Source organism: Mycolicibacterium brumae (assembly GCF_025215495.1).
Classification (GTDB): Bacteria; Actinomycetota; Actinomycetes; order Mycobacteriales; family Mycobacteriaceae; genus Mycobacterium; species Mycobacterium brumae.
Window position 1 is genome coordinate 2,478,305 of sequence record NZ_CP104302.1, and the last position, 13,770, is coordinate 2,492,074.

Below are 13,770 nucleotides of genomic sequence, written 5' to 3' on the forward strand. Positions count from 1 at the left end.
AACGACGCGCCGACCACCACTACACCCTCATCTGGGAAGAGCCGTCAATCTAAACCAGAATAGACATGGAGTATAGCCATGATCGACGCCCAATCCGATCATCCCGTACCGTCGGTACCGTCACCGTCGAATCACCGGAGACACCGTCACTTGGCGGCGCTGAAGTCATCCTTGGCCGACGAGCAGACCTTCCAGTCCCCGGATTCCCGACGGAAATACATGGTCACCTCGGGATTGCCGCCGTTGGTGACGGTCGCCGACGCGAGGTCCTCGCGCACCTCGATCGCGTTGACGGCAACCTGCAGCTCACTGTCTACGACGACCTCTGCGCCGGCGGGAAGGTCGAGTTCCGGGAGTGCGGACGCCTCCGCCTCGCACAGCTGCCCGCGCACCCCGGCCGGGTCCCCGGCGGCAGCGGCCCGGGTGAAATCGGTGGCGGCGGTGGTGATGGCGCCGCGGTCCCGCGCACCGGAGAAGTACAGGAAGTACGCGGCCGCCCCGCCCCCGGCCAGCGCGATCACCAGCACAATCAGCCCGCTGACGACCCACTTCTTCCGTGACTTCTTCGCGGGCGGTTCGGTGAGGCCCACCGGGTAACCCCAGCCCTGCGGCACGGGTCCGCCCGGGTAACCGGCCTGCGTCGGCACACCCCCGGGATAGTCGGCCGGCGCGCCCGGCATGACCGGGTACCCGCCCGGGACTCCGGCGCCGGGCATGGAAACCGCCGGCCCGTAGGCCGGGGGCGTTCCGTAGGCCGGAGGCGGCGGGTCGACCGACGGGTTCTGCGGGCGCGCGACGGGCTGCTGATACCAGGGCGTCGGGGCCGGATCCGCCTGCTGCCGGGGCGATTTTCCGTAGATCGGGGCGAGCGGCGAGGCGGGCGGCGTCGACGGCGGGGTGAACGCACCCCGTTCCTGGGTGCGCGCGGTGTGCAGATCTGACGAGGGCGTCTGCGTCGACAGGATATACACCTGTGCGGGCGCGGTGGGGTTCGGAATATGCGCGGTGGGCTCGACGTCCGGCCCGGAGCCGCCCGCGTCCGGGTGGACGACGGTGGCGTCGGCGTCCGGGTGGACGACGGTGGCGTCGGAATCGTCGGGCTGATCGGGCGGCTGGCTCATGAGGGCAGGTCCTGGCTCTGGATCAGCGTTTCCACCGCGGCGGTCAACGTCTCCTTGGTGGTCTTCGCCAGGCTCAGCTGGAGCCGTTTCCACTGGTCGTCGAGGCGCACGATGGCGGCGACGCTGGGTGAGGCGAACCCGAGGGCGGCCTGGTTGGACATCCACTGATGATTGGTCCGCGACATCAGCAGCGCCCACTGGTTGACCGGGGTGAGCTCGAAGAACCGTGGCAGCGCGATCACCTCGGCGACCGGGACGATCTCGGTGGCGCTCACCGCGGGCGTCCCGTCGGAGTATTCGGTGATGTTCCCCGAGGTCATCGCGATGTCCTTGGCCCCGGACTCAGGACGTTTCTTGCCTTGCAGCGACTGGTCGTTCCAGTCCTCAGGGCCGGCCAGCTCGGTGAATTCGGAGACGAAGGTGTCCACCGCGCTCTGCGGCAGCGGCGATCCGGAGTTCTTCGCGGCGGTGCTCACCGCGGTGAAGCCCTCCGGCATCGCGACGGGAGCGCCGCCGAGGCTCTGCACCGCCGACTCGCACGCGGCCCGCTTGTTCCGGACGGTGGTCATCCGGGTGTTCAGCTCCGCCGCGGCGGCGTTGTAGGCGTCGAATTCGGCGCGCTGACTCGGGGTGAAGACGTTCGGTTTGGCGTTGTGCTCATCGATGTCCTTGAGCACCTTGTCGAAGGCCGCGGCGTGCGCGGCGCAGGTCGGCGCGTCCTCGGGCGCCGCGAGCGCCGGGCCGGCGGCGCTGGTCAGCGCCGTCGCCAGCCCGATGAGCACGGCGCCGCAGAGAGGCAGGATCGGCCGGGTGCGCACCGGACGAAACTACCATCGCCGCCGCAGGTGGACCCGCGTCAGATTTCCCCGTCGAGATAGAGCCAGCGCCCGCCGCGCACCACGAACCGGGACCGCTCCCGCAGCACCCGGCGTTCACCGGCGTCGAGGTAGTGCGCCCGAAACTCGACGACACCGGTTTGGTCCTCCGCCGCGCCGTCTACGACGTCTATGACCTCCAGGTCGGTCCACCGCACGTCCGGGTCGATGTGCGGATGTTCCGGCCGGGTCCGCGGATGCCAACTGCGCCACAGGTAGTCGGCGTCGGCGACGGCGTAGGCGGCATAGCGCGACCGCATCAGCTCCTCGGCGGTCTGCGCCTGACGCTCGCCGGTGTGCAGGGGCCCGCAGCAAGAGCGGTATTTCGGTCCGCGTCCGCAGGGACAGGGGTCGGCCTGCGTCGGCGGAACGCTCATCGCCCCAGTCTGCACCAGGCATCAACTTGACACCCGTCGAGTACGGTGAGGTGATGCGGCTCAGCGATGTTCTGCCCGATGCTCCGACCAGCTTCGACGCCGCGTGCGCGCTGTTCGACGCGGCCCCGGCCGTGGACGCCGAGGCGATGATCGGAGTGTGGCGCGGCGTGGAACTGCCGACCGGGCATCCGATGGACGGCAACCTGGAGCGCAGCGGTTGGTGGGGTAAGCAGTTCGTCGACGCCGAGACCGTGCACCCGCTGCTGTTCCCCACCGCCGACGGCGCGGCGCTATGGCCGATGAACCCGGTGCTGGCGTTCACCGGGCTGCGCGCGAGCAAACTGCCCGGGCTGAACACGATGCCGGTGGCCCGCAGCATCACCGCCATGCGCCCGGCGCTGGCCGCCCGCGGCCCCAAGGCCCGGCTGCGCACCACCCAATACCGCGGCGTGGACACCGCCACCATGGTCTACGACCAGTTGCCGATCAACGACGTGTTCCGCGGCATCGACGGGAACACCGTCCTCGGCGCGATGGATATGCGCGACTCGCCGCGGCCATACTTTTTCGTGTTGCGCCGCGACGACTCGCTGCCGGTACGGGTCTAAATCAGTTGCGGCACAAGCTGGCCGGTGACCTCACCGACCAGCGGACGGAATCCCTCGGCCTTCGGGTCGGCGCCCGCGGAGCGGATCAGAATGGCCAGCAGCAGCCGCTCGCCGGCCGGTCCGAACGCGATGCCGACGTCGTTGGTGCTGCCATAGTCCCCGCTGCCGGTCTTGTCCGCGCTGGCCCAGCCCGCCGGCAGACCCGCCCGCATCGAGGACGTCTGGTTGGCGCGCATCCAGTCCTCCAGCAGGCGGCGGCGCTGCACGCTGAGCACCTCGCCGGTGAGCAGTTCGCGGAATCCGCCGGCCAGCGCCCGCGGGCTCGAGGTGTCTCGCGGGTCACCCGGCGCCGCCGCGTTCAGATCGGTCTCCCAGCGGTCCAGCCGGCTGCGCTCATCGCCGATACTGCGCGCGAACGCGGTGATTCCCGCCGGCCCGTCGACGCGGGCCAGCAGCAGGTTCGCCGCGGCGTTGTCGCTGACCTGCAGGATCGCCTGGCACAGCTCGGCGACCGTCATGAAATCGCCGGAATGCAGCTTGGTCACCGGCGAGTTCATGATGATCGACCGGGAATCGACAAAAATCCGTTGCTCCAGGGTCAATTGGCCGCGCTCGACGAGCTGCAGCACGCGCCCGGCCAGGTAGGCCTTGAAGGTCGAGCACATGGCGAACGATTCGTCGGCGCGTTCCTCGATCACTCGGCCCGAGTCGAGATTCGCGGCGTAGACGCCGATCAGCGCGTTGTGCCGCGCCTCCAGTTCGGCGAATCGGCCGGCGGGCGCCGCCCGGCCGACCGCCGGGAATGCCACCGCGGCGCCGATCGCCAGCGAACCGATCAACGCCGCGCGCCGTGAGACCTCACCCACCGGACTTCGCCGCCGGCGGGTGGCCCAGGCAGATCACCGCGCCGAGTGGGTCCCTGATCACCGCCAAGGTCCCCCACGGAGTGTCCTCACCCGGCATCAGCACCGACCCGCCCAACTCGGCGGCTCGCGCGACGGAGGCTGAGACGTCGTCGACGGTGATGTAGACCTGCCAGAACGACGGCACCCCGTCCGGGTGCAGGCCCGCGGCGTCCATGATTCCGGCGTAGCCGCGGTCCCCGAAGTTCAGCGTGCAGTAGCGGCCCGGTCCACCTCCCCCGCCGGAGGTGTCCAGCTCCTCCAGCCGCGCGCCGGTCACCTGCTGGTAGAAGCTCTGCGAGGTGGCGTAGTCCTGACTGTGACACTCGAACCAGTAGGGCGTGCCGTGCACGCCCCACTCGGTGAAGCCGGGATGCGTGCCAGGCTGCCAGAACCCGATCACCGCGCCGGCCGGGTCGGTGGCCACCAGCATGGAGCCGAACTCGACGACGGCCATCGGCGGCACCAGGATCGAACCGCCGGCGGCCTGCACGGCCCGGGCGGTGGCTTCGGCGTCGTCGGTGCGCAGGTAGACCGACCAGATGTCGGTGGGCCCATCGGCCATAGCGGGCACCATGCCGGCGATCCGCTCGCCGCCCAGGGTGAAGTTCTGATAGCCGCCCAGATCGGGTCGGCGCGGGCCTTCCAATTCCCAGCCGAACATGCCGCGGTAGAAGGGCGCGGCGCTGTCCGGATCGCTGCTGACCAGGTCAAGCCAGATGGGCGCGCCGACGGGCGCCTGGTATTGCGTCATCACGATGTCCTCGGTGTCGTGTCCCCGACCCGGGATCCAACGCTACCCGCGAACGCCGAGATGTCCAGCACCTCAGCGTCAACGCACTCAGCTCAGCGACGAAAACTGTTTCGGCAGTTTCTTTTTCGAGGTGTAATCGCCCAGCACCGCGGCGCCGTAGCGGCCGTTCAGCAGTTTGTGGGCCACCGCGTTGACCTCGTCCAAGGTGACCGCGTCGATGCTGTCCAGCGCGGACGCGAGGCTGCGGTGCTCGCCGTAGTGCAGTTCGTTGCGGCCGATGCGGTGCATCCGGGAAGCGGAATCCTCCAGCCCCAGCACCATCGCGCCGCGCAGCGAACCCTTGGCGATCCGGCATTCGGACTCGGTGATGCCGTCGCGAGCCACTTCGGCCAGCACCTCGGTGGCCACCTTGGCGACCTCGTCGAAGCGTTCCGGCAGGCAGCCCGCGTACACCGACAGCGCGCCGGAATCGGCGAAGGTGTCCACCGAGGAGTACACCGAGTACGCCAGCCCGCGGGTCTCCCGGATCTGTTGGAACAGCCGGGAACTCAATCCCCCGCCGAGCGCGCCGTTCAGCACGGCCAGCGCCCAGCGGTGCTTCCAGTGCCGGCCCGGCGCGCGCACACCCAGCAGCATGTGGGTCTGTTCGGCGTCGCGGGTGATCAGCCGAAGCTCCGGCTCGCCGGGAATCCGACCGCCGCCGGTGCGCGGTTTGACCGGGTCGCACGAACCACCCAGTCGCGGTCCGAAGTACTCCCGCACCAGCGCCAGCACCTCGTCGTGGTCGACGTTGCCGGCCACCGCGACGACCATCCGCTCCGGGGTGTACCGGCGAATGTGGAAGGAGTGCAACTGGTTTCGGGTCATCGCAGTCACCGACTCGACGCTGCCGATGACCGGTCGGCCGACCGGGTGATCGCCGAACATCGCGGTCAGGAACTCGTCCCCGAGGCTGTCCTCGGGATCGTCGTCGCGCATGGCGATCTCTTCGAGCACCACGTCGCGTTCGACCTCGACGTCGGCGGCGGCGCAGCGGCCACGCAGCACCACATCGGACACCAGGTCCAGGCCCAGGGCCAGGTCGGTGTCCAGCACGTGGGCGTAGTAGCAGGTGTGCTCGCGGGCGGTGAACGCGTTCAGCTCACCGCCGACGGCGTCGACGGCCTGCGCGATTTCCACCGCGCTGCGCGTCGGCGTCGACTTGAACAGCAGATGTTCCAGGAAGTGCGCGGCGCCGGCCACCGGCCGGCCCTCATCGCGGGAGCCGACGCCGACCCAGACGCCGACCGACGCCGAGCGCACGCCCGGCACCGTTTCGGTCACCACACGCAGACCGCTGGGCAGCGTGGTGCGCCGAACCAGGGACTGCTCCCTGGATTCGGCGCCACCGCGCGCCTGCGGGCGCAAGCGCGGCGCCTCGTTACGCGTCGGCGGGTGCTGCATCGGCCGGGGCTGCGTCCTCATCCACCAGGATCAGCGAGATCTTGCCGCGGTTGTCGATATCGGCGATCTCGACCCGCAGCTTGTCGCCCACCTTGGCGACGTCCTCGACCTTGGCGATCCGCTTGCCGCGGCCCAGCTTCGAGATGTGCACCAGGCCGTCGCGGCCGGGCAGCAGCGAGACGAACGCGCCGAAGTCGGTGGTCTTGACCACGGTGCCGAGGAACCGCTCGCCGACCTTGGGCAGCTGCGGGTTGGCGATCGCGTTGATCTTGTCGATCGCGGCCTGCGCCGACGGGCCGTCGGCGGCGCCGACGAACACGGTGCCGTCGTCCTCGATGGAGATCTGCGCGCCGGTCTCCTCGGTGATCGAGTTGATCATCTTGCCCTTGGGCCCGATCACCTCGCCGATCTTGTCGACCGGCACCTTGATGGTGGTGATGCGCGGCGCGTACGGGCTCATCTCGTCCGGGGCGTCGATGGCCTCGGCCATCACGTCCAGGATGGTCAGCCGGGCGTCCTTGGCCTGCGACAGCGCGCCGGCCAGCACCTGCGACGGGATGCCGTCGAGCTTGGTGTCCAGCTGCAGGGCGGTGACGAAGTCCTTGGTGCCGGCGACCTTGAAGTCCATGTCGCCGAAGGCGTCCTCGGCGCCGAGGATGTCGGTCAGCGCGACGTAGCGGGTCTCCCCGTCGACCTCGTCGGACACCAGGCCCATGGCGATGCCGGCCACCGGGGCCTTCAGCGGCACACCGGCGTTCAGCATCGACAGGGTCGAGGCGCACACCGAGCCCATCGAGGTAGAGCCGTTGGAGCCCAGCGCCTCCGACACCTGGCGGATGGCGTACGGGAACTCCTCGACGCTCGGCAGCACCGGCATCAGGGCCCGCTCGGCCAGCGCGCCGTGGCCGATCTCGCGACGCTTGGGCGAGCCGACGCGGCCGGTCTCACCGGTGGAGAACGGCGGGAAGTTGTAGTGGTGCATGTAGCGCTTGGAGGTCTCCGGGCCGAGCGAGTCGATCTGCTGGGCCATCTTGACCATATCGAGGGTGGTGACGCCCAGGATCTGGGTCTCGCCGCGCTCGAACAGCGCGCTGCCGTGCGCCCGCGGGATGATGGCGACCTCGGCCGACAGCGCGCGGATGTCGGTGACGCCGCGGCCGTCGATGCGGAAGTGGTCGGTCAGGATGCGCTGGCGGACCAGCTTCTTGGTCAGCGACCGGAACGCGGCGCCGAGTTCCTTCTCGCGGCCCTCGAAGGATTCGCCGAGCTGGGCCAGCACGTCGGCCTTGATCTCGTCGGTGCGGGCCTCGCGGGCGGCCTTGTCGCCGATGCTCATGGCCTCCGACAGGGCGTCAGTGGCCACGCCTGCGACGGCGTCGAAGGCGTCGGGGGCGTAGTCCGGGAACAGCGGGAACTCCGCGGTCTCCTTGCCGGCGGCCTCGGCCAGACCGGCCTGGGCCTCACACAGCACCTTGATGAACGGCTTGGCGGCCTCCAGGCCCTCGGCGACGACAGTCTCGGTCGGTGCGGTGGCCCCACCGGCGATCAGCTCGATGACGTTGTCGGTGGCCTCGGCCTCGACCATCATGATCGCGACGTCATCACCCACGACGCGACCGGCGACGACCATGTCGAACACGGCGCCCTCGAGCTGCTCGACGGTCGGGAACGCGACCCACTGGTCACCGATCAGCGCGACGCGCACGCCGCCGACCGGGCCGGAGAACGGCAGGCCGGAGAGCTGAGTGGACGCCGAGGCGGCGTTGATGGCCAGCACGTCGTAGAGGTCGTTGGGATCCAGGCTCTGGACGGTGACGACGACCTGGATCTCGTTGCGCAGGCCGGAGACGAACGACGGGCGCAGCGGCCGGTCGATCAGGCGGCAGGTCAGGATGGCGTCGGTGGACGGCCGGCCCTCGCGGCGGAAGAACGAGCCCGGGATGCGCCCGGCGGCGTACATCCGCTCCTCGACGTCGACGGTCAGCGGGAAGAAGTCGAAATGTTCCTTGGGCTGCTTGCTGGCCGTGGTGGCGGAGAGCAGCATGGTCTCGTCGTCGAGGTAGGCGACGACGGAACCGGCGGCCTGGCGGGCCAGCCGGCCGGTCTCGAAACGAATGGTGCGGGCGCCGAAGCTCCCGTTGTCGATGACGGCGGTGGATTCGAAAACGCCTTCGTCGATTTGTGCGACAGACATGAAAAGTCCGCAGCCCTCTCTGTTCACCTGGGCGCACGACGGCGCGCCAGACGGTTTTTTCGCGTTGTCACGCTGGAGGACAGTCCGGGAAGCGGCTGCGGCCGTCGATCGAAGCGGCCGGATCTGTGCAGATCCGGCAGCCACTACCGAAGACCGGCCCACAACTCGGGACTGGCACTGGCATGACCCGCCGGAACGGTCGCGCGGATGTGCGCGAACCGCACCAGGATGTGAGCAGCCCTGCGGGCTGCAAACAGCTTCACTGTACACCGGGGCGCCCCCAACGCCGCGTCCGCGACGCCGGGGCGACCCTCGATGTGCCGGGTCAGCGACGCAGGCCGAGGCGCTCGATCAGCGAGCGGTAGCGCGCGACGTCGACCTGGGCCACGTACTTGAGCAGCCGGCGACGACGGCCGACCAGCAGCAGCAGGCCGCGGCGGCTGTGGTGATCGTGCTTGTGGGTCTTGAGGTGCTCGGTGAGATCCGAAATCCGCTTGGTCAGCAGCGCGACCTGAGCCTCCGGCGAACCGGTGTCGGTCTCGTGCAGGCCGTAAGAGGCCAGGATTTCCTTCTTCTGCTCGGCAGAAAGCGCCACGAATTCACTCCATCTATCGGTCCGCGGGATTTAGGAAGCCCCCGTGCGGGGACCGGCGGCGCCACCGCGAACTGCAGCAACCGCCGGATTCAGCTAGCCAGGCTAGCAGCGGAGCGCCCGGCGGCCCTAATCGCTGGGATCAGACACCGCCAGAATCTGCCGGGTCTTCGCGACGTCGCGGTCGATTTCGGCGATCAGCGCCTCGACGGAGTCGAAATGCTCCTGGCCGCGGATGCGGGCGACGAAGTCGACGGCCACGTGCTGGCCGTACAGGTTGGCGCTGGCGTCGAGCACAAACGCCTCCACCGTCCGGGTGCGGCCGAAGAACGTCGGGTTGGTGCCCACCGACAGCGCGGCCTGATACCGCTCGCCGGGAACCACCGAGTCCACCGTCGGCCCGCGTCCCAGCACCGTGAACCACGCCGCGTACACCCCGTCGGCCGGGATCGCCGAGTACATCGGCGGGGCGATATTTGCGGTCGGGAACCCCAGGTGTCGACCGCGGCCCTCACCGCGGACCACCACGCCTTCGACGCGGTGCGGGCGGCCCAGGGCCTCGGCCGCGGCAACCACGTCGCCGGCGTCCACGCAGGACCGGATATAGGTCGAGGAGAACGTCACCGTCTGGCTCGGCAGGTCCTCGGTGACCAGCGAGATCGACTGCACCGAGAAGCCCAGCCGGTCCCCGGCCGCGCGCAACATCTCGACATTGCCCGCAGCCTTGCGGCCGAAGGTGAAGTTCTTGCCCACCAGCACATCGACCACATGCAGACGCTCCACCAGCAATTCGTGGATGTAGCGGTCCGGGGTGAGCTTCATGAAGTCCGCGGTGAACGGCATCACCAGGAAGACGTCGACGCCGAGTTCCTCGACGAGTTCGGCGCGCCGGGTCAGCGTGGTGAGCTGCGCCGGGTGGCTGCCCGGGAACACCACTTCCATCGGATGCGGGTCGAAGGTCATCAGCACCGTGGGCACGCCGAGGTCCCGGCCGGCCTGCACCGCGCGGGAAATCAGTTCCGCGTGTCCACGGTGCACACCGTCGAAAACGCCGATGGTGAGCACACACCTGCCCCAGTCGCTGGGGATGTCATCCTGGCCGCGCCATCGCTGCACGGGCCCAAGCCTACGACGGCACGTCAGCGCGCGAGTGCCTAGACTGCCCCATGTGACTCCCAGTGGCGGCGCCGGCGATCTGACCTCGGCCGCCCAGGACTATCTGAAAACCATCTGGACGGCCCAGGAGTGGTCGTCGGACAAGGTCAGCACCAAGATGCTGGCCGAGAAGCTGTCGGTTTCGGCCAGCACCGTCTCCGAGGCCATCCGGCGGCTCGCCGATCAGGGCCTGGTCGACCACGAGAAGTACGGCGCGGTGACGCTGACCGACGCCGGGCGCTCGGTCGCGCTGGCGATGGTGCGCAGGCACCGGCTGCTGGAGACGTTCCTGGTCAACGAACTCGGCTACGGCTGGGACGAGGTGCACGACGAGGCGGAGATCCTGGAGCACGCGGTCAGCGACCAGATGCTGGATCGCATCGACGCCAAGCTCGGCCACCCGACCCGGGACCCGCACGGGGACCCGATCCCCGCGGTCGACGGCCAGGTGCCCACTCCCCCGGCCCGGCGGCTCTCGGACTGCCAATCCGGCGACGAGGCCACGGTGGCCCGGATCTCCGACGCCGACCCGGAGATGCTGCGTTATTTCGACGACGTCGGCATCACCTTGGACGCCCCGCTGCGGGTGCTGGCCCGACGGGATTTCGCCGGGTTGATCTCGGTGGCCGTGCAGTCCGGTCCGCGCGAGACGTCCGTCGACCTGGGCAGCCCCGCGGCGGCCGCCATCTGGGTGGTCTAGAACTCGTTCAGACCAGTTCGTCGTCGGCGTCCCCGGCGTACACGCCGAGCAGGTCGCGCGCCGAGACGATCCCGGCCAGTTCGCCGTCGCGCTCCACCAGGATGTGCCGGATGTAGCGGTCGGTCATCACGTTGGCGACCTTGGCGACCGAGTCGATGTGCTCACACCACACCAGCTTGGTGGTCGCGATATCGGCGGCCTTGACGGCGGCCGGGTCGTCGCCGGCGGCCACCACGCGGACCACGTCGCGCTCGCTGAGCACCGCGGCGGGGCGGGCGTCGTCACCGACGACGACCACGCCGACCCCGTTGTCCACCAGCGCCTTGGCCACGCCGGCGACGGTGGCCTCGGCCGGTACCCGGACCACGGAATCGCCGATCAGGTCTGCGACGAGGATTGAGCCTGCTGCGGGAATGCCAGTCATGCCACCAGTCTGGCGCCGGCCCCCGAGCCCGCCCAGGGACCTCGGTCCTCAATGTCGGGCCCTATGGCGCGGCGCGTCGGCTCAGAGGGTGGCGGGGCGGATGACCACCACGGATTTCGTGCGACGCCCGGAGTCCTGCAGCAGCGCCATCACCCGGCCGTTTGGCGCGACCGCGGCGTAGACGCCGTCGATCCCGGCCGGCTCCAGGGCGCGGCCGTGGCCGACGTCGACCACCTGCTCGTCGGTGAGGTCGCGGCGGGCGAAACCCAACAGGCAGGCCTCGTCCAGGGTGTGGCTCAGCGCAGGCGCTTCGGCCAGCGCCTCCAACGTGTGCGCCTGGCCCAGCCCGAACCGGCCGACTCGGGTGCGGCGCAGTGCGGTCAGATGCCCTCCGACGCCGAGGGTTTCACCGATGTCGCGAGCCAGCGCGCGGATGTAGGTGCCCGAACTGCAGTCCACCTCGACCGCGACGTCGACGCAGCCGTCGGCGCGGGAGACGCCGAGCACCTCGAAACGCTCGATACGCACCGGCCGGGCGGCCAACTCGACGGCTTGGCCCTCGCGGGCCAACTGGTAGGCGCGTTTGCCGTCGATCTTGATGGCGCTGACCGCCGATGGGCGCTGCAGGATGTCGCCGCGCAGACCGGCGACCGCGGCGTTGATCTGCTCGTCGGTGACGTCGCCGGCGTCGACAGCCGCCACCGGTTCGCCTTCGGCGTCGTCGGTGGAGGTGGTCTGCCCCAGCCGGATGGTGGCGGTGTAGGCCTTGTCGGTCCCGGCGATCAGGCCGAGGATCTTGGTGGCCCGCTCGATCCCGATCACGAGCACACCGGTGGCCATCGGGTCCAGCGTCCCGGCGTGGCCCACCTTGCGGGTGCCGAAGATTCGCCGGCAGCGCCCGACCACGTCGTGGCTGGTCATTCCGCCCGGTTTGTCGACGACGACGATCCCGGGCGCCGGCGGTGGCGGCTTCACAGCACGATCGCCGTCAGCGCCAGCCCGGAGCCCACCGTCCAGTGGCCCCGCAGTGTGGTCAGCGGCGGGCCGTGTTCGGCTGCCGGATCGATCAGGATGCGGGAGGTGAACACCCCGCTCGCGGCCTCGCCGCGCAGCTCGGTGAGCTCGAAGGTGATGTGGGCGTCCTCGAAGCCCAGCCAGCGGTGGGTCAGCGGGTACCACGCCTTGTAGGTCGCCTCCTTGGCGCAGAACAGGATTCGGTCCCAGTGCAGCTCGGCGGGCAGTGCGGAGATCTCGGTCCGTTCGTTCGGCAGGCTGATCGCGTCCAGCACGCCCTTGGGCAGCACGTCGTGCGGCTCGGCGTCGATTCCGATGGAGCGCACCTCGGCGGCCCGGGCCACCGCCGCGCCTCGATAACCCTCGGTGTGGGTGATGGAGCCGACGACGCCATCGGGCCAGAGCGGTTCGCCCTTGTCCCCCTTGAGGATCGGCACAGGATCCACCCCGAGTCCGGCCAAAGCGGTTCGCGCGCAATGCCGGACGGTGATGAACTCGTTGCGGCGCTTGTCCACCGACTTGGCGATCAGCGGCGCCTCTTCGGCCAGCGGCGCCAGATCCGGTGGGTCCGAATACAGTTCGGCGCCGACGACCGGAGCCGGCGCCACCGCGGAAATCAGCAGCGCGGTCATGCCCGGCGACTCCGGATCCGCGCCTGGACCTTCTCGGCGGCCTCCCGCATCTCCGGGGTGATCATGAAGTGGCCGCCGAACTCGTTGAGGTAGCCGGGCGAGTACTTCGGGTCCGGCAGGATCTGACGCAGCCAGCGGTAGGGCTTGCGCCGCCGCCACTCCCGGGGATAGCCGACCGACACCTCCTCGAAGCGCACGTCGTCGTACCAGGTGGTGCGCGGGATGTGCAGGTGCCCGTACACCGAGCAGACGGCATTGTACCGGGTGTGCCAGTCGGCGGTCGCGGTGGTGCCGCACCACAGCGAGAACTCCGGGTAGAACAGCACGTCACAGGGCTGGCGCACCATCGGGAAGTGATTCACCAGCACCGTCTGGTCCATCCAGTCCAGGTCGTCGAGGCGCTTGCGGGTGAGCTTGAGCCGGTCGGCGCACCAGGCGTCCTTGGTGTGGTACGGCTCGCTGGAGAGCAGGAACTCGTCGGTGGCGACGACGTTGTTCTCCTTGGCGATCGCCAGGCCTTCGGCCTTGGTCGCGGCGCCGTCGGGCAGGAAGGTGTAGTCGTAGAGCAGGAACAGCGGCACGATGGTCGCCGGCCCGCCTTCGTCGGTCCACACCGGGTACGGGTGCTCGGGGGTCAGCACGCCCATCTCGTCGCACATCTGGACCAGGTAGTCGTAGCGGGACCGGCCGAACACCTGGACCGGGTCCTTGCCGGTGGTCCACAGCTCATGGTTACCCGGCACCCAGATCACCTTGGCGAACCGCTTGCGCAGCAGGTCCAGCGACCAGCGGATGTCGTCGGTGCGTTCGGCGACGTCACCGGCCACGATCAGCCAATCGTCCGGTGTGGACGGGTACAGCGACTCGGTGATCGGCTTGTTTCCGGTGTGGCCGGTGTGCAGGTCGCTGATCGCCCACAGGGTGGGACGAGATCTGGTGTTTCCGGTCACGCCGACAGCCTACTGACCTGGGCCCGCGC

15 protein-coding genes are annotated in these 13,770 nt (G+C 69.5%); 2 read left to right on the forward strand and 13 right to left on the reverse strand.

Features of this window, described 5'->3' with window-relative positions; genetic code table 11:
• Positions 1-146: 146 nt before the first annotated feature.
• The 3 genes from L2Z93_RS12015 to L2Z93_RS12025 are packed head-to-tail and all read right to left on the reverse strand — an operon-like array spanning position 147 to position 2,373.
• The gene (locus L2Z93_RS12015) at positions 147-1,121 is read right to left on the reverse strand and encodes an Rv0361 family membrane protein (protein ID WP_090585227.1); all 975 of its coding nucleotides are present in this window, start codon (positions 1,119-1,121) and stop codon (positions 147-149) included.
• Positions 1,118-1,939 (reverse strand): hypothetical protein, encoded by an 822-nt coding sequence (locus L2Z93_RS12020; RefSeq protein ID WP_090585229.1) that lies wholly within the window; start codon positions 1,937-1,939, stop codon positions 1,118-1,120. Before L2Z93_RS12020 ends, L2Z93_RS12015 begins: the two co-directional genes overlap by 4 nt.
• A gap of 38 nt (positions 1,940-1,977) precedes the next feature.
• Positions 1,978-2,373 carry a YchJ family protein gene (locus tag L2Z93_RS12025; protein WP_090585231.1) on the reverse strand — a complete coding sequence of 132 codons (396 nt, stop codon included), beginning with the start codon at positions 2,371-2,373 and terminating at the stop codon, positions 1,978-1,980.
• A 53-nt stretch (positions 2,374-2,426) separates the two neighbouring features.
• Between L2Z93_RS12025 and L2Z93_RS12030 the strand changes: the two genes are divergently transcribed.
• Positions 2,427-2,981, forward strand: coding sequence for a DUF4334 domain-containing protein (locus tag L2Z93_RS12030; RefSeq protein WP_090585233.1), 555 nt, complete (start codon positions 2,427-2,429; stop codon positions 2,979-2,981).
• On the opposite strand, the gene bla is transcribed toward L2Z93_RS12030, so the two are convergent.
• From bla to L2Z93_RS12060, 6 genes are all read right to left on the reverse strand, one after another.
• A complete protein-coding gene (gene bla, locus L2Z93_RS12035) occupies positions 2,978-3,847 on the reverse strand; it encodes a class A beta-lactamase (RefSeq protein WP_090585235.1) in 870 nt (289 codons plus the stop codon). The two genes, L2Z93_RS12030 and bla, sit on opposite strands and share 4 nt — an antisense overlap.
• Positions 3,840-4,637 (reverse strand): VOC family protein, encoded by a 798-nt coding sequence (locus L2Z93_RS12040; RefSeq protein ID WP_090585275.1) that lies wholly within the window; start codon positions 4,635-4,637, stop codon positions 3,840-3,842. The genes bla and L2Z93_RS12040 overlap by 8 nt, the downstream gene beginning before the upstream one ends.
• 87 nt (positions 4,638-4,724) lie before the next feature.
• Positions 4,725-6,101: a M16 family metallopeptidase gene (locus tag L2Z93_RS12045; protein ID WP_234785971.1), complete on the reverse strand. Its 1,377-nt coding sequence runs from the start codon at positions 6,099-6,101 to the stop codon at positions 4,725-4,727.
• Positions 6,058-8,274, reverse strand: coding sequence for a polyribonucleotide nucleotidyltransferase (locus L2Z93_RS12050; protein ID WP_090585239.1), 2,217 nt, complete (start codon positions 8,272-8,274; stop codon positions 6,058-6,060). Before L2Z93_RS12050 ends, L2Z93_RS12045 begins: the two co-directional genes overlap by 44 nt.
• Before the next feature lie 325 nt (positions 8,275-8,599).
• Positions 8,600-8,869 carry a 30S ribosomal protein S15 gene (rpsO, locus tag L2Z93_RS12055; protein WP_090585241.1) on the reverse strand — a complete coding sequence of 90 codons (270 nt, stop codon included), beginning with the start codon at positions 8,867-8,869 and terminating at the stop codon, positions 8,600-8,602.
• Positions 8,870-8,995: 126 nt separating this feature from the next.
• Positions 8,996-9,982, reverse strand: a complete 987-nt coding sequence (locus tag L2Z93_RS12060; RefSeq protein WP_090585243.1) for a bifunctional riboflavin kinase/FAD synthetase — start codon at positions 9,980-9,982, stop codon at positions 8,996-8,998.
• Between the two features lie 52 nt (positions 9,983-10,034).
• On the opposite strand from L2Z93_RS12060, the gene mntR reads away from it, so the two are divergent.
• Entirely contained in the window at positions 10,035-10,721 is a 687-nt protein-coding gene (gene mntR, locus L2Z93_RS12065; RefSeq protein ID WP_090585245.1) for a manganese-binding transcriptional regulator MntR, read from the forward strand.
• A gap of 7 nt (positions 10,722-10,728) precedes the next feature.
• Here the strand turns inward: mntR and L2Z93_RS12070 are convergent, their stop codons facing one another.
• The 4 genes from L2Z93_RS12070 to L2Z93_RS12085 form a co-directional block, all read right to left on the reverse strand.
• Complete coding sequence (locus L2Z93_RS12070; protein WP_090585246.1) at positions 10,729-11,145, reverse strand: CBS domain-containing protein; 417 nt, start codon at positions 11,143-11,145, stop codon at positions 10,729-10,731.
• Positions 11,146-11,226: 81 nt separating this feature from the next.
• The gene (gene truB / locus L2Z93_RS12075) at positions 11,227-12,120 is read right to left on the reverse strand and encodes a tRNA pseudouridine(55) synthase TruB (protein ID WP_090585248.1); all 894 of its coding nucleotides are present in this window, start codon (positions 12,118-12,120) and stop codon (positions 11,227-11,229) included.
• Positions 12,117-12,791, reverse strand: a complete 675-nt coding sequence (gene pptT / locus L2Z93_RS12080) for a 4'-phosphopantetheinyl transferase PptT (protein WP_090585250.1) — start codon at positions 12,789-12,791, stop codon at positions 12,117-12,119. Before pptT ends, truB begins: the two co-directional genes overlap by 4 nt.
• Entirely contained in the window at positions 12,788-13,741 is a 954-nt protein-coding gene (locus L2Z93_RS12085) for an ACP phosphodiesterase PptH (RefSeq protein WP_090585252.1), read from the reverse strand. The genes pptT and L2Z93_RS12085 overlap by 4 nt, the downstream gene beginning before the upstream one ends.
• Positions 13,742-13,770: the final 29 nt, after the last annotated feature.